This window comes from Erythrobacter oryzae (assembly GCF_030271515.1).
Taxonomy (GTDB): domain Bacteria; phylum Pseudomonadota; class Alphaproteobacteria; order Sphingomonadales; family Sphingomonadaceae; genus Erythrobacter; species Erythrobacter oryzae.
On record NZ_JASCXI010000004.1, the window covers coordinates 539,807 to 557,732 of the forward strand.

19 protein-coding genes are annotated in these 17,926 nt (G+C 68.1%); 10 read left to right on the forward strand and 9 right to left on the reverse strand.

Annotated features, from left to right (window positions below):
* Window position 1: 1 nt before the first annotated feature.
* The 4 genes from gatA to rpsU all read right to left on the reverse strand — a co-directional run bounded on the left by gatA (window position 2) and on the right by rpsU (window position 2,910).
* Window positions 2–1,483 carry an Asp-tRNA(Asn)/Glu-tRNA(Gln) amidotransferase subunit GatA gene (gatA, locus tag PFX90_RS15125; protein WP_285713439.1) on the reverse strand — a complete coding sequence of 494 codons (1,482 nt, stop codon included), beginning with the start codon at window positions 1,481–1,483 and terminating at the stop codon, window positions 2–4.
* Between the two features lie 151 nt (window positions 1,484–1,634).
* Entirely contained in the window at window positions 1,635–1,937 is a 303-nt protein-coding gene (gene gatC, locus PFX90_RS15130) for an Asp-tRNA(Asn)/Glu-tRNA(Gln) amidotransferase subunit GatC (protein WP_285713440.1), read from the reverse strand.
* A 14-nt stretch (window positions 1,938–1,951) separates the two neighbouring features.
* Window positions 1,952–2,578, reverse strand: coding sequence for an FKBP-type peptidyl-prolyl cis-trans isomerase (locus PFX90_RS15135; RefSeq protein WP_285713441.1), 627 nt, complete (start codon window positions 2,576–2,578; stop codon window positions 1,952–1,954).
* 125 nt (window positions 2,579–2,703) lie between these two features.
* Window positions 2,704–2,910, reverse strand: a complete 207-nt coding sequence (rpsU, locus tag PFX90_RS15140) for a 30S ribosomal protein S21 (protein ID WP_017664771.1) — start codon at window positions 2,908–2,910, stop codon at window positions 2,704–2,706.
* A gap of 219 nt (window positions 2,911–3,129) precedes the next feature.
* Between rpsU and crcB the strand changes: the two genes are divergently transcribed.
* The 6 genes from crcB to PFX90_RS15170 are packed head-to-tail and all read left to right on the forward strand — an operon-like array spanning window position 3,130 to window position 6,946.
* The gene (crcB, locus tag PFX90_RS15145) at window positions 3,130–3,546 is read left to right on the forward strand and encodes a fluoride efflux transporter CrcB (RefSeq protein ID WP_285713442.1); all 417 of its coding nucleotides are present in this window, start codon (window positions 3,130–3,132) and stop codon (window positions 3,544–3,546) included.
* On the forward strand, window positions 3,543–4,748 hold the full coding sequence (locus PFX90_RS15150; RefSeq protein WP_285713443.1) for an RluA family pseudouridine synthase: 1,206 nt from the start codon (window positions 3,543–3,545) through the stop codon (window positions 4,746–4,748). Before crcB ends, PFX90_RS15150 begins: the two co-directional genes overlap by 4 nt.
* Window positions 4,748–5,347 carry an FMN-binding negative transcriptional regulator gene (locus PFX90_RS15155; protein ID WP_285713444.1) on the forward strand — a complete coding sequence of 200 codons (600 nt, stop codon included), beginning with the start codon at window positions 4,748–4,750 and terminating at the stop codon, window positions 5,345–5,347. Before PFX90_RS15150 ends, PFX90_RS15155 begins: the two co-directional genes overlap by 1 nt.
* Window positions 5,344–6,006, forward strand: a complete 663-nt coding sequence (locus tag PFX90_RS15160; RefSeq protein ID WP_285713446.1) for an HAD-IA family hydrolase — start codon at window positions 5,344–5,346, stop codon at window positions 6,004–6,006. Before PFX90_RS15155 ends, PFX90_RS15160 begins: the two co-directional genes overlap by 4 nt.
* Window positions 6,003–6,242, forward strand: coding sequence for a hypothetical protein (locus PFX90_RS15165; RefSeq protein WP_285713448.1), 240 nt, complete (start codon window positions 6,003–6,005; stop codon window positions 6,240–6,242). Before PFX90_RS15160 ends, PFX90_RS15165 begins: the two co-directional genes overlap by 4 nt.
* Window positions 6,239–6,946, forward strand: a complete 708-nt coding sequence (locus PFX90_RS15170; RefSeq protein WP_285713449.1) for an ATP12 family chaperone protein — start codon at window positions 6,239–6,241, stop codon at window positions 6,944–6,946. The genes PFX90_RS15165 and PFX90_RS15170 overlap by 4 nt, the downstream gene beginning before the upstream one ends.
* 344 nt (window positions 6,947–7,290) lie before the next feature.
* Here PFX90_RS15170 and PFX90_RS15175 read toward each other — a convergent pair whose 3' ends face one another.
* The 4 genes from PFX90_RS15175 to PFX90_RS15190 are packed head-to-tail and all read right to left on the reverse strand — an operon-like array spanning window position 7,291 to window position 10,828.
* Entirely contained in the window at window positions 7,291–7,890 is a 600-nt protein-coding gene (locus PFX90_RS15175) for an ABC-type transport auxiliary lipoprotein family protein (protein WP_285713450.1), read from the reverse strand.
* Between the two features lie 15 nt (window positions 7,891–7,905).
* The gene (locus PFX90_RS15180) at window positions 7,906–8,856 is read right to left on the reverse strand and encodes an MlaD family protein (RefSeq protein WP_285713451.1); all 951 of its coding nucleotides are present in this window, start codon (window positions 8,854–8,856) and stop codon (window positions 7,906–7,908) included.
* Window positions 8,857–8,906: 50 nt separating this feature from the next.
* Window positions 8,907–9,716 carry an ABC transporter ATP-binding protein gene (locus PFX90_RS15185; RefSeq protein ID WP_285713452.1) on the reverse strand — a complete coding sequence of 270 codons (810 nt, stop codon included), beginning with the start codon at window positions 9,714–9,716 and terminating at the stop codon, window positions 8,907–8,909.
* Window positions 9,716–10,828: an ABC transporter permease gene (locus PFX90_RS15190; RefSeq protein WP_285713453.1), complete on the reverse strand. Its 1,113-nt coding sequence runs from the start codon at window positions 10,826–10,828 to the stop codon at window positions 9,716–9,718. The genes PFX90_RS15185 and PFX90_RS15190 overlap by 1 nt, the downstream gene beginning before the upstream one ends.
* A 124-nt stretch (window positions 10,829–10,952) precedes the next feature.
* On the opposite strand from PFX90_RS15190, the gene PFX90_RS15195 reads away from it, so the two are divergent.
* Genes PFX90_RS15195 through PFX90_RS15210 form a run of 4 tightly spaced genes read left to right on the forward strand, consistent with a single transcriptional unit; the run spans window position 10,953 to window position 16,055 of the window.
* A complete protein-coding gene (locus tag PFX90_RS15195) occupies window positions 10,953–13,685 on the forward strand; it encodes a valine--tRNA ligase (protein ID WP_285713454.1) in 2,733 nt (910 codons plus the stop codon).
* A 5-nt stretch (window positions 13,686–13,690) separates the two neighbouring features.
* On the forward strand, window positions 13,691–14,518 hold the full coding sequence (locus PFX90_RS15200; RefSeq protein ID WP_285713455.1) for a hypothetical protein: 828 nt from the start codon (window positions 13,691–13,693) through the stop codon (window positions 14,516–14,518).
* The gene (locus PFX90_RS15205) at window positions 14,515–15,249 is read left to right on the forward strand and encodes a 7-carboxy-7-deazaguanine synthase QueE (protein WP_285713456.1); all 735 of its coding nucleotides are present in this window, start codon (window positions 14,515–14,517) and stop codon (window positions 15,247–15,249) included. Before PFX90_RS15200 ends, PFX90_RS15205 begins: the two co-directional genes overlap by 4 nt.
* Window positions 15,250–15,284: 35 nt before the next feature.
* Window positions 15,285–16,055: a hypothetical protein gene (locus tag PFX90_RS15210; protein ID WP_285713457.1), complete on the forward strand. Its 771-nt coding sequence runs from the start codon at window positions 15,285–15,287 to the stop codon at window positions 16,053–16,055.
* A 124-nt stretch (window positions 16,056–16,179) separates the two neighbouring features.
* Here PFX90_RS15210 and PFX90_RS15215 read toward each other — a convergent pair whose 3' ends face one another.
* Window positions 16,180–17,877: an ATP-binding protein gene (locus PFX90_RS15215; RefSeq protein WP_285713460.1), complete on the reverse strand. Its 1,698-nt coding sequence runs from the start codon at window positions 17,875–17,877 to the stop codon at window positions 16,180–16,182.
* Between the last annotated feature and the right edge of the window lie 49 nt (window positions 17,878–17,926).

The window sequence follows — 17,926 nt, forward strand, 5'->3', positions numbered from 1 at the left end:
TTTACCACCACTTCTCCGGCTTGGCGCTGAATCCGGCGCGCTGCTGGATCGCGAGGCCGGCGTTCAGCACGCCCTGCTCATCGAAGGGCTTGCCGACCAGCTGGAGGCCGAGCGGCAGGCCATCGGCGTTGATCGTCGCGGGCACGCTCATCGCGGGCAGGCCAGCCAACGACGCGGGGACGGCGAAGACGTCGTTCAGATACATCGTCAGCGGGTCTTCGTTCATCGAGCCCAGCGGGAAGGACGCGGTCGGCGTGGTCGGCGCGAGGATCACGTCGCATTCCTCGAAGGCGCGGGCGAAGTCGCGGGCGACCAGCGCGCGCACCTTCTGTGCCTGGGTGTAATAGGCGTCGTAGAAGCCGGCCGAGAGCACATAGGTGCCGATCAGGATGCGGCGCTTGACCTCGTCTCCGAACCCGGCGGCGCGGGTGGCGGCGTACATGTCCTGAAGGCCGACGCCCTCGGGCAGGTCGCGAAGGCCGTAACGCACCCCGTCATAGCGGGCGAGGTTGCTCGAGGCCTCGGCGGGGGCGACGATGTAATAGGCTGGCAGCGCATATTTGGTGTGCGGCAGCGAGACGTCGACGATTTCCGCGCCCGCGTCCTTGAGCCACGCCTTGCCCTGCTCCCACGAATCGAGGATCGCCTGATCGGTGCCCTCCATCCGGTATTCGCGCGGGATGCCGACCTTCTTGCCGCGCAGGTCGGCGTTCAAGGCGGCTTCCCAGTCGGGCACGTCCATCTGGAGCGAAGTCGAATCCTTGGGATCGAACCCTGCCATCGCGCCGAGCATGATCGCGCAATCCTCGACCGAGCGCGCCATCGGCCCGGCCTGATCGAGCGAAGAGGCGAAGGCGACGATGCCCCAGCGCGAGCAGCGGCCATAGGTCGGCTTGATCCCGCAGATGCCGGTGAAGGCCGCAGGCTGGCGGATCGAGCCGCCGGTGTCGGTGCCGGTCGCGGCGGGTGCGATGCGCGCGGCAACCGCAGCCGAGGAACCGCCCGAGGAGCCGCCCGGGCTCATCGCGGCATTGCTCCCCGCCTTCTTCCACGGCGAGGCGACATTGCCGAAATAGCTCGTCTCGTTGGAGCTCCCCATCGCGAACTGGTCGAGATTGAGCTTGCCCAGCATCCCCGCGCCCGCGTCCCACAGCTTCTGGCTGACGGTCGATTCGTAGCGCGGCGTGAAGCCTTCTAGGATGTGGCTGGCGGCGGTGGTCTGGACGCCGTGGGTGGCGAACAGATCCTTCATCCCGATCGGCACGCCCGCCATCTTGCCCAGCGTCTCACCCGCGGCGCGCGCGGCATCGACCTTGTCGGCAGCGGCGAGCGCGTGGTCGGGGGTGGTGACGATGAAGGCGTTGAGCGCGGCGGCCTCGGCGACGGCGGCGTTGAAGGCCTCCGCCACTTCGCGCGCGGTGAAATCGCCCCTGGCGACACCGTCGCGGATTTCTTTGACACCCAGAGAGGTAAGGTCGGTCATGTGTTCTCCCCTCCCGCCTGCGGGAGGGGCCGGGGGTGGGCCTGACCGCAGACGGAGGTCTTGTTGTTCGTGCCCACCCGCGTTGAGAGGCACGTGACTCTCAACGCCCCCTCCCGCGTGCGGGAGGGGGACAGGCGGGCAAAGCGCAAAATCACTCGATCACCTTCGGCACGCCGAAGAACCCGTGCTCGGCCGCCGGGGCATTGGCGAGCACGTCCTCGCGCTTGCCCCCGCCGGTGAGCGGGTCGGCGTCGACCACATCGTCGCGCAGACGCAGGGTGTTGGGGATCACCGCCGCCATCGGCTCGATCCCCGTGACATCGACCTCGCCCAGCTGCTCGACCCATTGGAGGATGCCGTTCAGTTCCGGCACCATCTGTTCGAGCGCGGCATCATCCATCCGAATGCGCGCGAGGCTGGCGATCTTGGCGACGGTTGCCTTGTCGACCGACATGCTTGCGTCCGCCCTTACTGGCCCGGAGCGCCCTGAGGTGCACCCTGGGGAGCGCCCTGCGGCGCTGCGCCGCCCGGAGCCGCACCGCCCGGTGCCCCGCCTTGGGCGCCCATGTCGGCCTGCATCTTCTCGCGCAGCACCTGCAGATTGCGCTCCACCGCCGCGCGGCTCATGATCCCGGTCACCTCGATCTCGAACTCGAGATCGGCATTGGGCGGGATCGGCGACTGCGGCGGCGGGCTCGCGCCATAGGCCATGTCGGCGGGGATGAAGATCGTGTACTTGCCGCCCTTCTGGACGTCCTTGAGGCCCTCGTAGAAGCCCGGGATCATCTGGCCCTTCTCGTAGAGGAAGGGGTTACCCTCGGGGAACAGGTCCTGCATCGGGAAGGGGCTGGTCTGGGCGTCCTCGAACACGGTGCCGTCGGCGGCGAGCTTGCCCTTATATTTGACGAAGATCACCTCGCCTTCCTTGGGCGTCGGGCCGGTCCCGGCCTGCACCACATCGACATCGAGCCCGCGCGGCACGGCCGCCCAGGCAAGGCCCGCACCCACCAGAATGGCGAGGACCACCCCGATCCACAGCTTGGTAAGCGAGCCCTTGGCGACAGGCTGGATGGGAACGCGGGTAATCTCGGTCATGATTTTGTCCTGTTCATCACGGAGGCGTGACAGCAAAAGGGCGCGGAATGAAACCGCGCCCTGATGGCTGATCGGAAAGGGTGTTTCAAGCGGTTCCGGTGCCGGACGCGCGCTTGGCAACGGGATTATTTGCTCCCGTCGCGCTCCATCCGCTTGCGCTCCATCTTGCGGGCGCGGCGCACGGCGGCGGCCTTTTCGCGGGCGCGCTTCTCGGAGGGCTTCTCGTAGTGGCGACGCAGCTTCATTTCGCGATAAACGCCTTCGCGCTGCAGCTTCTTCTTGAGCGCGCGCAGGGCCTGATCGACATTGTTATCGCGAACCATGATTTGCATAAACGACGACTACCTCATGTTCATACGCCAGAGCCCCGCATGTGATTCTGCGCGGGGGTGCGCGGTGAATTTCCAATGAAACGCGGGCGATTCCCGAGGGGAGCCGCCCTTCAAACGGGGCCCCGATAGTCCAACCCGGGCAAAATGGCAACCCGTCTGAGCGCTTGCGCGCAAGAAGCCCGCCTAGCCACAGCGCGAGAGCCTCGCTATGGCCGCGCGATGGACGCTGTGATCTCTCCCTTCAAGGCAAGCCTTTATGTCGCCGCGGGCGGCGCTGTCGGCTCGGTGCTGCGCTATCATGCGGGGCGCTGGGTGGCGGCGCTGGCGGGCGAGGGGAACGCCTTCCCGTGGGGGACGCTCGCGGTCAATATCGCCGGGAGCCTGCTGATGGGCGCGCTGGTCGGCTGGTATGCGCGCGGCGCTCCGAGCGAGGCGGCGGCCGAGACCGCGCGGCTCTTGCTGGGCGTCGGCCTTTTGGGCGGCTTCACCACCTTCAGCGCCTTTTCCGCCGAGCTCGTCACCATGCTCCACCGCGGGCAGGCGGGGCTCGCCTTCGGATATGCCGCGGCCTCTCTCATCGCCGGGATGGCGGCGGTGATCATCGGCCTTGTCGCCATGCAGGGAGGCCCGCGATGAGCGTAGAGGCCCCTTCCGACAACGTCCGCCAGTTCACCGTCGGCGCGGATGACGACGGCATCCGGCTCGACCGCTGGTTCAAGCGCAACCTGCCGCAGGTGGGCTTCGCCACCGTCTCGCGCTGGGCGAGGACCGGGCAGATCCGGGTCGACGGCAAACGCGCCAAGCCCGAGGATCGTCTTGCGGAAGGACAGGTGCTGCGCGTGCCGCCGGGCGGCGACGAGGCCCCGCGCGAGCCCGCCAAGCCCCGCGCCCGCCCGCTCAGCCCCGAACAGATCGCCGAAGCGAAAGACATGGTGATCCGCGAGACCCCCACCGCTATCGTCCTCAACAAGCCGCCGGGCCTCGCCACGCAGGGCGGGAGCAAGACGACGAAGCACGTCGATGGCCTGCTCGACGCCTTCGTCGAGGGCAACGCACCCCGCCCCCGTCTCGTCCACCGGCTCGACAAGGACACTTCGGGCGTTCTGCTGATCGCCCGCACCCCGGGGAGCGCGGCGAGTTTCTCCAAAAGGTTTGCGAGCCGCAGCGCGAGGAAAGTCTATTGGGCGCTGGTGGTGGGCAAGCCCGACCTCGCCGAGGGCGTGATCGACGCTCCGCTCGCCAAGCAGCCGGGCACGGGCGGCGAGAAGATGCACATCGACGAGGAGAACGGCGCTTCGGCCAAGACCCGCTACCGCGTGGTCGACAGCGCGGGCCAGCGCGCCGCGTGGGTCGAGCTCGAGCCGCTGACCGGCCGCACCCATCAGCTGCGCGTCCACATGGCGGCGATCGGCCATCCGATCGTGGGCGACGGCAAATATGGCGGGCCCGACGCCTTCCTCACCGGCGCGGTGAGCCGCAAGATGCACCTGCACGCGCGCCGGTTGATCATCTCCGAGCCCAAGGCCGGTGAAGGCACCGGCGGCAAGCTGGATGTGACCGCCGAACTCCCCCCGCACTTCGCCGCGAGCATGGAGGTGCTGGGCTTCGACCCCGGCATGTCCGACGCCTCGCCGCTGCGGGAGGAGGTGCCCGAGAAGACGGCGGAAGAGAAGAAGCAGGCCGCCCGCCGCCACTTCAAGCAGGCCCGCAAGGAAGAGCGCGCGCCGCGTCGTGCGCGCGGTGCCGCCAACAAGGCGTCCAAGCCCCATTCGAAGCCGAAAGGCAAGACCGCCGCCAAGCCCAAGCCCAAGGGAGCCGGCCGCAAGCCGACCCGCTGATGCACCCCAACCCGCTCTTCCGCACCGACGACCGCGGCCTGATGGAGTCGCTGATCGAGGAGATCGGCTTCGGCATGGTCTTCGCCCAGACGCCCGACGGTCCACGCGTGGCGCACACCCCGCTGCTTTCGACCGGCGACGGGGCGGTGCAGTTCCACTTGGCGCGCGGCAATGCCCTGACCCGGCATCTGGACGGCGCGACCGCGCTGGTCGTGGTCAACGGCCCCGACGCCTATGTCAGCCCCCGCTGGTATGCGAACCGCGACACCGTGCCGACCTGGGACTACGTCGCGCTCGAGCTCGAGGGCCGCGTGCGCCGCATGGCCGACGAGGGGCTCGAGGCCTTCCTTCATGCCGCGATCCTCAAGCACGAGGGGCGGCTTGGCGGGGAGCCGTGGCTGGCCGAGGAGTCCTCCGAGACAACATGGTCCGGCCTGTTCCGCGGCATCGCGGGCTTCGAGCTCGAGGTGCAGGCCTGGCGGCCCACGCTCAAGCTCTCCCAGAAGAAGACGCCCGAGGAACGCGCAGGCATCGCCGAGGGGCTTGAGGCAGCAGGCCACGCCGCCCTCGCCCACCTGATCCGGAGCCTGCCCGCATGACCCGGCTCGCGGTATTCGACTGCGACGGCACCCTCGTCGACGGGCAGGCCGACGTGTGCTGGGCGATGGAGCGCGCCTTCACCCGTGCTGGCCTGACGCCCCCCGACAACCACGCCGTCCGCCGCATCGTCGGCCTCAGCCTGCCCGCCGCCGTCCGGTCGCTCGCGCCCGCGCTGAGCGACGAGCAGAACCGCGCGGTCACCGAGTTCTACCGCTCCAGCTACCGCGCCCGCCGCGAAGAGGGCCTGCTCGACGAGCCTCTGTATGATGGCATCGCCGAGCTGCTCCACACCCTCCACGCGGGCGGCTGGCAGCTCGCCGTCGCCACCGGCAAGTCCGACCGCGGGCTCGCCGCCTGCCTTGCCTCCCACGGCATCGCCCATCTCTTCACCTCGCTCCAGACCGCCGACCGCCACCCCTCCAAGCCCCACCCGGCGATGCTCGAGGCCGCGCTGTTCGAGGCCGGGGCGCTTCCCGAGCAGGCGGTGATGATCGGCGACACCAGCTTCGACATGCTGATGGCCCGCTCGATCGGGGTCGCCGCGATCGGGGTCGGCTGGGGCTACCACGGCACCCCCGAACTCATCGCCAGCGGGGCCGCGCAGGTGGTGGAGACCGCCCGAGACCTCGCCGTCGCACTCGAGGAGACCCTGCCATGACCCCCACCCCCCGCGAGGCCGCCGAGGCGCAGGCCCGCACCCGCTTCATCGTCATCACCGCCATGCGCTTTGCCGGCGTCGGGCTGGTGATGCTCGGCTTCGCCATCATCGGCGGCGTCATCGACCTGCCCCGCACGGTCGGCGCGGTGCTGGTGCTGGTGGGCGTGGCCGACGTCTTCGTCATGCCGCTGGTGCTGGTGCGGCGCTGGAAGGCTGGAGACAAGCGCCGCCCATGATCAGCCGCTTCTACACCACCGTCTCCCTCGCCGAGCAGCCGGAGGGCTGGCAGGTCATGCTCGATGCCCGCGGCGTCAAGACCGTCGGCGGCGCGCCGCAGCTACTCCCCACCCGCCCGCTTGCCGAAGCCCTCGCCGCCGAGTGGCGCGGCCAGGGCGAGCAGATCGACCCCGCCAGCCTCCCCTTGCGGGACATGGCCGACTACGCGATCGACATCCTCAGCCCCCATCCCGAAGGCGCAGCCGAGGGCCTCCTCAGCTATGCCGAAACCGACACGCTGTGCTACCGCGCCGACCCCGACGAGCCGCTCCACACGCGCCAGCAGGCGGTGTGGGAGCCGCTGCTTGGCCATTTCGAGGCCGCCCACGGCGTCACCTTCACGCGGGTGAGCGGCGTGCTCCACCGCCCGCAGCCGCCCGCGACCCTCGCCGCCTTGCACGCCCGGCTCCTCACCCTCAGCCCCTTCCAGCTGGCAGGGCTCGAGGCGATGACCAAGCTCGCCGCCTCGCTCACCATCGGCCTTTCGGCGCTCGAGGCGACCCACGAGGACGAACCGCTCGCCCTGTGGCAAGCGGCGTGTCTCGAGGAGGAGTGGCAGGCCGAGCTGTGGGGCCGCGACTGGGAGGCCGAGGAGCGCCGCCAGCGCCGCGAGGCCGACTTCCTGCGCGCCGCCGCCTTCGCCCGGCTGGCCGGGACGCCGTAGCCGTCTCCGTGTTGGAGACACATGAGACACTGTCCTGGGCCGAAAAACCTGCCCTTGCTCCGCCCTGCGAGTTGCGAAGACAAAAGCGGCGAGACGCGAGTCATTCGCGCATCTTGTCATGCGCAAATCATGTAGGAAAGCAGGTAGTTGCGTGAGGGCGCGGGTGGGGCTTTCCTACCCCTCCGTCAGCCGCCTGCGGCGTCTGCCACCTCCCCATTCGCGCTGCGAACGGGGAGGAACTCGTTGGCCTCAAGTAGCGAAGCGGTAGGCCGACAAAAACGTCCCTCCCCGTTCGGAACGAATGGGGAGGTGGCACCGCGAAGCGGTGACGGAGGGGTCGGGCGTCAGCCCGCCGACACCCACTCCGCGACGTCCGCCGCGACCTTGTTCGCCGCCGCATTGAGCCCCGCGCCGACCGAGCGCGCGTCGGCGGTCACGCCGCCCTCGCGCGCTTCGAAGCGGCGGGTGACGACCGCGCCGTCCTTGGCGATGCGCACCGCGTCGAAGCGCACCACCGCCTCGGAGGTCGTCGCGTCGAAGCCCATCTCGGTCAGCGTGCCCTGCACCGTCACCGTGGCGAGCGTCGCGACATCGTCGCCGTCGACCACCATCGCCTGCCCCTTCGCGCGGATCGTCTCGCCCACCAGCCGGCGGAACAGGCGCGCGGGCTTTTCGACCCAGAAGGCCTCTTGCAGATAGGCGAGCTCGGTGTCGCTCACCGCCACGGGCACGCGCAGCACGTCGAGCTTGGCGGGGGTGTCGAAGGGCATGACCGCGATCACCGGGCGGGTCGCATCGGCCGCCACGCCCGGCCCGGCGGGCGCGCGCGCGGCGGGGCTCAGGGTCAGCAGGCTCTCGGGCGGTTCGCCGCCGAGGCTGATGCAGCCCGGCAGCGCCAGCGCGAGCGGGAGAGCGAAGAGGACGGGCCGGAGACGGAGGTTCATGGCGGTCAGTCCTTTTTATTCGGGCTTGTAGTCAGGCAGCGACTTGCCGCCCACCAGCGCGCCCGCGCCTTCGCTTTCGAGCTTCTCGGTGATCGAACGCAGCGCGCGGCTGGTGGCGCGCAGGTCCTGCAAGGTCGCCTCGGCATTGGGCAGCGTGCTGGTGCGCAGCTGGCGCACGGCGGGCCGCGTGTCATCGAGCGTCGCCGTGAGGCTGGCGAGCGTCGCATTGGCGCTCTTGAGCGTCGCGCGCAGCTCGGCCGCCAGCGGCTCGCCCTCCTTGCCGACGAGGCCGTTGGTGTTGTCGGCCAGCCGCTCGACTGCGTTCAGCGTCTCGTTGAATTCCTTCATCGTGACCTGGAAATCGCGCAGGTTCTGCGTCAGCTCGGGCGTCGCCTCGGCAAGCCCCGCCGTCAGACGGTTCGAGTTCTTGAGGATGCCCGCCAGCTCCTTCTGGTTTTCGGGCCCGAGGATCAGATTGAGCTGCTCGGTCAGCGTCGCGAGGCGTTCCAGCAGCAGCGGCGCATTCGCCACGATCTCGCCGAAGCCGCCGCGCCCCGGGGGGATCACCGGGCGGCCTTCGGGGCAGGCGGTGGTCTCGCAGGTGATCGGCGGATTGTCCTTGCGCGCGCCGTCCAGGAGGATCGTCGAGACCCCGGTGAAGCTCGCCTGGATGGTCGCCTGGGTGCCGACGAGGATCGGCACGTCGTCCTTCACCTTCACCCGCACGCGCACGAATTCGGGATTGTCCTTGGCGAGCGCGATCTCGGTCACCTGCCCCACGGGCACGCCGGCAAAGGTCACCTGGCTGCCATTGGCAAGGCCCGAGACCGACTGGTTGTAGAAGATGTCGTATTCGTCCTTCGCCCCTTCATTGAGGCGCGCGATCCAGACGATGAAGGCCGCCAGCGCCGCCAGCAGCACCAGCGTCACCGCACCGACCCACAGATGATTGGCTCTGGTCTCCATGCGTCTTCCCTATGCGGCCCGGCGGGCGGGCTTGTCCAATGCTATCGCCCTCATGCCTGCTCTCCTTCGAGATGCGTCGCATGGGCGCTGCGGCCGCGCGGGCCGTTGAAATATTCCTCGATCCACGGGTGGCCGGTGGCGACCAGTTCGGGGATGGTCCCGACCGCGATGACTTTCTTGTCGGCGAGCACCGCCACGCGGTCGCAGATCTCGTAAAGCGTATCGAGATCATGGGTTATGAGAAACACGGTGAGACCCATGGTTTCCTTGAGCTCGCGCGTCAGCCGGTCGAACTTGGCCGCGCCGATCGGGTCGAGGCCCGCAGTGGGCTCGTCGAGGAACAGCAGCTCGGGGTCGAGCGCCAGCGCCCGCGCCAGCCCCGCGCGCTTCTTCATGCCGCCCGACAGCTCGGAAGGGTATTTCTGCACCGCGCTTTCGGGAAGGCCCGTCAGCATCACCTTGTAGCGCGCGATCTCGTGGCGGAATTCGGGATCGAGATCGGGGTAATATTTCTTGAGCGGCACCTCGACATTCTCGCCCACCGTCAGGGTCGAGAACAGCGCGCCGCCCTGGAACAGAATGCCCCAGCGCCGCCGCACGCCGATCCCCTGTTCGAGATCGCTTTCGGTGATGCAGCGCCCGAGCACGTCGATCCGTCCGGCGCTGGGCCGCTGGAGCCCGATGATCGAGCGCATCAGCACGCTCTTGCCCGTCCCCGACCCGCCGACCACGCCGAGAATCTCGCCGCGCCTGACGGTGAGGTCGAGCCCGTCGTGGACGTTGAAATCGCCGAAGGAGTTGACGAGGCCCTCGATCCTGATGACCGGCTCGTCGTCCTCGGGGTGTTTCGCGATGCGCATCAGCCCCACCCGATCTCGGTGAAGAACACCGCGAAGAAGGCGTCGAGCACGATCACCGCGAAGATTGCCGAGACCACCGCCATGGTGGTGCGGCGGCCGACTTCCTCGGAATTCCCGTGCACCTGCATCCCGTGATAGCAGCCCGCCAGCGCGACGATCAGGCCGAAAACGGGGGCCTTGATCAGCCCGACCCACAGGTCGTGCACCGGCACCACTTCCTGAATGCGCAGCAGGAAGGTGAAGAACGGGATGCCGAGCGCGACCTGGCCCACCACCGCCCCGCCGATGATCGCCATGAGCGCGGCGAAGAAGCCGAGGAGGATCATCATGAAGGTCGCCGCGAGGATGCGGGGGATCACCAGCACCTCGACCGGCGAGATGCCGATGGTGCGCATCGCGTCGATCTCCTCGGTGAGTTTCATCGTGCCGAGCTGCGCGGCGAAGGCACTCCCCGATCGACCCGCGACCATGATCGCGGTCATCAGCACGCCCAGCTCGCGCAAGGTGATGCGCCCGACGAGGTTGACCGTCAGCGCCTCGGCCCCGAACTGCTGGAGCTGGACCGATCCCTGCTGGGCGATGACGATGCCGATGAGAAAGCTCATGAGGCCGATGATCGGCAGCGCGGTGACGCCGACCAGCTCCATCTGGTGGACCAGCGCCTTGAACGGGAAGCGCTTGGGGTGGCGGGCGAGGCTCGCCGCGCCGAGCAGGATTTGCCCGAAGAAGCCGACCACGCCGTAGATCCCGCCGCGCGCGCCGAAAACCGTCTCGCCCACCGCGAGCGGCACGCGCTCCCACACCGGCAGGCGGTGGGGGTGGGTATCGCCGCTCGCGTCGATATCGCGCATCGCGGCGAGCAGGCGTTCGGCCTCGGGGCTGGCGCCGGTAATGTCGCTCTCGTGCTCGCGCGCGAAGCGGCACACGACGAATGCGCCGACCGTGTCGATCTCGTCGACCTCGGCCAGATCGACCGCGCCGACGGGGCCGTCGATGGTCTTGAGGGCACGCTCGAGCGGGGCGATCGCGGCGAGCGTCAGCTGCCCCGACAGCACCAGCCGGGGACCGCCGTCGCCCGCATCCTCCAGCAAATGTTGCGCGGCGCTTTGCATCGGTAGCGGGGTATGGGGGGAATTTTCCGGCCCCGCAAGGCTCTCGCGGCGGGAAGTTTGGGCTTCCTTGCGGCCCTTTGCATCATTGCATCGCAACATGGGTGCTGGCATGGCGCGCCCTATCATGAGCGACACCTTGCCCACCACTTTCGACCCCGCCGCCATCGAGGCGCGCTGGTACCAGCATTGGGAGACGAAGGGCCTGTTCCGGCCCGAGCGTCCCGAGGCCGAGCCCTATACCATCGTCAACCCCCCGCCCAACGTGACGGGGAGCCTCCACATCGGCCACGCGCTCGACAACACGCTGCAGGACGTGGTCATCCGCTATGAACGCCTGCGCGGCAAGGACGCCTTGTGGGTGGTCGGCACCGACCATGCGGGCATCGCCACACAGATGGTGGTCGAGCGCCAGATGGAGGCGCGGCAGGACAAGCGCACCAACTACTCGCGCGAGGCCTTCGTGGAGAAGGTGTGGGAGTGGAAGGCCGAAAGCGGCGGCACCATCACCAACCAGCTGCGCCGCCTCGGCTGCTCGATGGACTGGAGCCGCGAGCAGTTCACGATGGACCCGCATTTTACCGCTGCGGTGATCAAGACCTTCGTCGATCTCTACAACGACGGCCTTATCTACCGCGACAAGCGGCTGGTGAACTGGGACCCCAAGCTGAAGACCGCGATCAGCGATCTGGAAGTCGAGACGCAGACGATTGCGGGGAGCTTCTGGCATTTCAAGTACCCGCTCGCCGACGGCGCGACTCTGCCCGATGGCCGCGACTATCTCGAAGTCGCCACCACCCGGCCCGAGACGATGCTCGCCGACATGGCGGTGGCGGTGAACCCCGCCGACCCGCGCTACCAGAGCGTGATCGGCAAGCACGTCATCCTGCCGCTGACCGGCCGCCGCATCCCGGTGATCGCCGACGAGCACGCCGATCCGGAGCTGGGAAGCGGCTGCGTCAAGATCACACCGGGGCATGACTTCAACGACTTCGAAGTCGGCAAGCGCGCCGGCTTTGCCGCGGCCGAGATGCTCAACATGCTCGATGCCGAAGCGAACGTCTGCCAGACCGCCGACGGGCTGGTGCCGGAGGAATTCCTCGGCCTCCACCGCTTCAAGCGTGACGGTGAGGACGGCGCGCGCGAGCTGGTCGTGGCGCGGATGAAGGCGCTGGGCCTGCTCATCCCGCACATCACCAAGGACAAGGAAGGCAACGACGTCGAACACGACGCCGAGCCCCGCCAGATCGCCACCCCCTTCGGCGACCGCGGCGGCGTGGTGATCGAGCCGTGGCTGACCGACCAGTGGTATGTGAACGCCGCGGAACTCGCCAAGAAGCCGATCGCAGCGGTGCGCTCGGGCGACATCCAGATCGTCCCCAAGACCTGGGAGAAGACCTTCTTCAACTGGATGGAGAACATCCAGCCCTGGTGCGTCTCGCGCCAGCTGTGGTGGGGTCACCGGATTCCGGCATGGTTCGCCGATGATGGCCGCTGCTTCGTTGCCGAAACCGCCGAGGCCGCGCAGGCCATGGCCGGTGATGGCGTGGCCCTGACCCAGGACGAGGACGTCCTCGACACGTGGTTCTCCAGCGCCCTGTGGCCCTTCGCCACGCTCGGCTGGCCGGAGGGCGACGCCCCGCTGCTGCAAAAGCACTTCCCCAACAGCCTGCTCATCTCCGGCTTCGACATCCTGTTCTTCTGGGATGCGCGGATGATGATGATGGGCTTCTACAACATGGGCCAGAAGCCCTGGGACACGCTCTATCTCCACGGCCTCGTGCGCGCGGCGGATGGCTCCAAGATGTCCAAGACCAAGGGCAATGTCGTCGATCCGCTGATCCTGATCGACCAGTATGGCGCCGATGCGCTGCGCTTCTTCATGGCGGCGATGGAGAGCCAGGGCCGCGACATCAAGATGGATGAAAAGCGGGTCGAGGGTTACCGCAACTTCGCGACGAAGCTGTGGAACGCGGCACGGTTCTGCCAGTCGAACGGGATCGGTGCCTCCGACACCATCAAGGCCCCGTCCGCCCGCCTCGCCGCCAACCAGTGGATCATCGGCGAGGTGCAGGCCTGCGTCTCGGAAATCGAAAAGGCGATGACCGATCTGCGCTTCGACGCGGCGGCCAATGCGATCTACCAGTTCACGTGGAGCAAGTTCTGCGACTGGTATCTCGAGCTCATCAAGCCGGTCTTCGCCGGGGATGCCGACAGCCCGCCCGCCGTGGAAACCCGCGCGGTCGCGGGCTGGGCGCTCGACCAGATCCTCGTCATGCTCCACCCCTTCATGCCCTTCATCACCGAAGAGCTGTGGCACAAGCTGGGCGCGCGCGACTGCGAGCTGATCGTGGCGCAGTGGCCCAAGCCGGAAGCGGAAGTCAGCAAAGACGCGACCGACGCGATCGACTGGGTGATCGACCTCACCACCAGCACCCGCAGCGCGAAGAACGAGCTCGGCATCGCGCCGGGGGCCAAGCTGGCCGCGTGGCTCGCCTCGCCCTCCGACGTGGCGGCGCGCACCATCGAGCGCTCGTCAGCAGCCATCGAGCGCCTCGCGCGCCTCACCCCGGTGACCATCGGCGAAGCACCCGCTGGCCCCGCCATGCAGGTGACCGCGGGCGAGGACGTGTTCGTCATCCCCTTGGAAGGCATCGTCGATATCGCGGCGGAGAAGGCGCGGCTCGAAAAGGCGCTGGCGACCTCGCAGAAGGAAGCCAAATCGCTGGAGGGCCGCCTCTCCAACCCCGCCTTCGCCGAGAAGGCCAAGCCCGAAGCGGTCGAAAAGGCCCGCGCCGATCTCGCCCACCACACGGGCGAGGTCGAGCGGCTGACGGCGGCGCTGGCGCGGCTGGGATAGGCCGGATGCTGCGCGCGCTCCTCGCGCTCCTGCTGCTGGCCCTGCCCGTGCCCTTGCGCGCCGAGGAGCCCGCGCCGGTGACGATTACCGGCGTGGTGCTCGAGCACGAGAACGTCTGGCAGTTCCACCCCTCCGAGCCGTGGAGCACCGCGTTCAAGCTGGTCGCGTGGCGCAGCGGCGATGGCCCGGTGCAGTCGACGCAGATGGAGGTCAGTTTCACCGCCGACACCGAGGATTCAGTCAAGGCCCTGCGGGCACAGCTGCCCGAACGGCAGGTGGTGCGCTTCACGGTTGTGGGCGATGTCACCTTCGACAAGAACCGTCCCGAGGCGACATTGCTGGAAGTCCTGCCCGCTGCCGAGGACCCCGCGCTGATGGCCGCCGCTGCCGCAGTGCTGAAACCGGCGCCCATCACCGACCCGGAGCTGGGCACCTTCCTTCCCGCAATCCGGCCCCATTCCGTCTTCTCGCAGGATCGCGAATGGCTCGGCCAGCCGGTCGAGGTCGTGCTGTTTCTCGACCTGCGCCTCGCCGACACGCGCGCGCGGACGCTGGCGGCGCTCGCCAAGGCGTGGGACGGGCGGCAGCGGCACGACCGGCGCGCGCGCAAGGAATTGCAGCGCTTCCACGATCTGTGGCTCGAGCAATACCGCCGCCCGGGCGGGCCCTACCTCACCCGCGCCGATTTCACCAAACGGCTCAAGCTGGTCGAGGTCTCCGCCTTCGACAATGGCGATATCGGCTTCCGTTACCTGCTGGACGGGGTCGATGACTTTCCGGTGATGGACTTCAACATCTGGAACGACGGCACGATCGAGACCAACATTCCATGAACCTCGTCCTTGCCACCGACGACACCGGCGGGCCGGAGATTTTTGCGAGCCTTCAGGGCGAGGGACCGAGCATGGGGATGCCGGTCGCCTTCGTGCGCCTCTCGCGCTGCAACCTCGCCTGCACGTGGTGCGACACGGCCTATACGTGGCGGTTCGAGGGCGATAACCGGCCCCACCGCGACGGGGTGGCTTATGACCGCAAGGCCAATCAGGTGACGCTCTCCCCTGCCGAAACGGCGGAGCGGATCGCGATGCTGGGCCAGAAGCGTCTCGTCATCACCGGGGGCGAGCCGCTGTTGCAGGCGGGCGCGCTGGCCGAGATGCTCGCGCACCTGCCCGACATCGCGGTGGAGATCGAGACCAACGGCACCGTCGCCCCGCCGCCGCGGCTCGATGTGCGGGTCGACCAGTACAATGTCAGCCCGAAGTTGGCGCATTCGGGCAACCCGGCCGATCTGGCATTGCTCCCCGAGCGTCTCGACGCATGGGCCACCGAGCCGCGCGCCTTCCTCAAGTTCGTGGTCGCCTCACCTGCCGACGTGGACGAAGTGCTCGCCCTCCACCGCCGCTACCGCTTCCGTCCCGATCGCGTGTTCCTGATGGCCGAGGGCACCGACAGCGCCACGCTGCGCACGCGGCAGGCGTGGCTCTCGGCACTGTGCCTCGAACACGGCTTCCGGATGAGCGACCGGATGCATATCCACTTGTTTGGCGACACAAGAGGCACTTAAGGTAGCGCCCTCAAGGGGTTGAACAGGGGCGCAGCATGAGTTTTCTTACCACGAAGCACGCCAGCGGCATGATCGGTCTGGTCGTGCTGGGGCTGGTCGCGCGGGTCGGCTTCGGGGTGGTCGAGGCCGGCGGGTTCGACGATTACTTCTATCCGGCAGGCGCGGTCGACAAGCAGCTGGTAGCCCAGCTCGGCAAGTTCCCCGGCAACGGGGTGCTGATCGCGCAGCTCGAGGCAGACTTCCCCGACGAGTACAAGGACTTCGTCGGAAAGGTCGGCAAGGCGGCGCGCGCGGGCGGGGGCGAGAAGCAGGTGCTGACGGTGGCGAACCGGTGGCTCGGCGCCTTCCTTGCCGCCCACGCCCGCGATTTCGCCGCCGCGCCGCTCCCCGCGCTCGACGCGACGCTGGCGGCCGAGCAGACCTTTCTTGCGGGCCTTCAGGCCTATGACCCTATCGTGTGCGGCGCGGTCGTCACCGGCACGCCGCTCGACAAGCCGCTGACGGCGGAGCTTGAAGAGAAAGCGGGCGCGCTGGTGGCGAGCAAGTTCGCCGCGATCAAGGCAGGGCGGACCGACCAGCAGATGCGCTTTGCCATTACCCCCACGGACCGCGAGGCGCTGGCGAAGGACCTCAAGGCGCGCGGTCTGATGGAGGACCAGATGAAGGTGCTGTCGGGCGAGGCCGATCCGTCCTCGATCAGCGGAGAGCTGGCCTGCGAGGCGGCGGTGACGCTCAACGAAGCGATCCGCGCCCAGCCCGACAGCCGCCGCGCGCTGCTGATCGGGGCGAAATTGGGCGGGGTTTAGGAGGAGCAGGCCCACCCCTAACCGCTGTGGCTGCGCCACACCTGCGGTTCCCCGCAAGCGGGAGGGGGATTTAGGGCGCTGCTCCTCCCCTCCCGCTTGCGGGAGGGGTCGGGGGTGGGACTACTTAACCCTGCGATCTCCAGCGCATCACCACGCGCTCGACCAGCTCTTCCTCGCCGCCGTCCTTGTTCCACAGCTCCACAAAGCTCGGGTCTTCCGAGGCCGGGCGCTTGTGTTCCTCGAGGCTGTCGAAGGTCACGCGGATCGGGATCGCGACGCCCTCGCCGCAGATGATGCATTCGCGGTTGCGCAGCGCAGGGATCGAATCAAGGAAGCCGCGCGCGCCCTCGGGCATGGCGGCCTTGACGAAGGCCTGGTCGCGGTCGTTGTTGAGGCGCATCGAGATGATCGTGCCGCACTGCGACAGCACGCCCTCGGCAAGGTCGGAGGGGCGCTGAGTGATGAGGCCCAGCGAAATGCCGTATTTGCGGCCCTCCTTGGCGATGCGGCTCAGGATCTTGCCGACCGAAGAGCCATCGGCGTTCTTCTCGTTGGGGACGTAGCGGTGCGCTTCCTCGCACACCAGCAGCACCGGGCGGGTCTTCTCGTCGCGGCCCCAGATCGCGAAGTCGAACACCAGACGCGAAAGCACCGCGACCACGGTCGAGGTGATGTCGGAGGGCACGCCCGAGACGTCGATGATCGAGATCGGCTTGCCGCCACCGGGCATGCGGAAGATCTTGCCGATGAAATCGACCATCGTGTCGCCCACCAGCATGCCGGAGAACATGAACTGGTAGCGCGGATCGGCCTTGATCTCGTCGAGCTTCTGCTTGATCCGCATGTAAGGCGCGCTCGAGGTCGCCTTGTCGAGGCGGCCCATCTCGTCCTGCAGGATGTTGCTGAAATCGCTGAGCAGATAGGGGATCGGCGAATCCACCGTGATCTTGCCCATCACCTGCGCCAGCCGGTTCTTGGTGCGCGCGGCGAGCAGCACCTTGGCGAGAATGTCCTGATCGGTCTGGCGGTCGTTGCCGCTGGAACTCAGCAGCACCTCGCAGTGCTCCTCGAAGTTCATCAGCCAGTAGGGCATCTGGAGGTTCGAGACGTCGAGGATCTGCCCCGTGGTGCGGAAGGCGGCGGCATATTCGCCGTGGGGGTCGATCATCACGATGTGACCCTTGGGCGCCATCTCGCAGATGCGGTGGAGGATCAGCGCCGCGCTGGTCGACTTGCCGGTGCCGGTCGAGCCGAGCAGCGCGAAGTGCTTGCCGAGCATCGCGTCGATATAGAGGCCGGCGCGGATGTCCTTGGTCGGGAACACCTTGCCGATGGTGATGCTGGCGCGCCCGTCGCTGGCGTAGATCTGCTCGAGATCGGAGGTGGTGGCGGGATAGATCATCGCGCCCGGGATCGGATAGCGCGTGACGCCCCGGCGGAAGCCGTGGATGCGGCCGGTCAGCTTCTCCTCGCCGCCTTCGCCGAGGAAGTCGATATGGGCGATGATCCCGCCCTCGGTGCGGCGGTCCTTGCGCTGGTCGCGCACGCTGGCGAGCAGCCAGCTGTCACCGACGCGGATCTTGATCTGGCTGCCGACCTGCCCGGCGAGCGCCACGGAAGGATCGGCGTCCTCCATGCACTCGTTGATGCGCTGGAGATCGAGCGCGATCTGCGAGCCCGAGCCCGAGATCTCGAGCACCACGCCGATCGGCAGGCGCGCGTTGTCGTGGCCGCCGCGCGCATAGGCCGCCGCGACTTCCTCGGCACCGGTCGGGTTGGGGCCGGTGAAGCGTTCGAAATCCTGATTGGCGTGATCCGTCATCGGCGCCTGTTCCTCGCGCGGGTGGGCAAATACCCGAGAGAATTAGCGG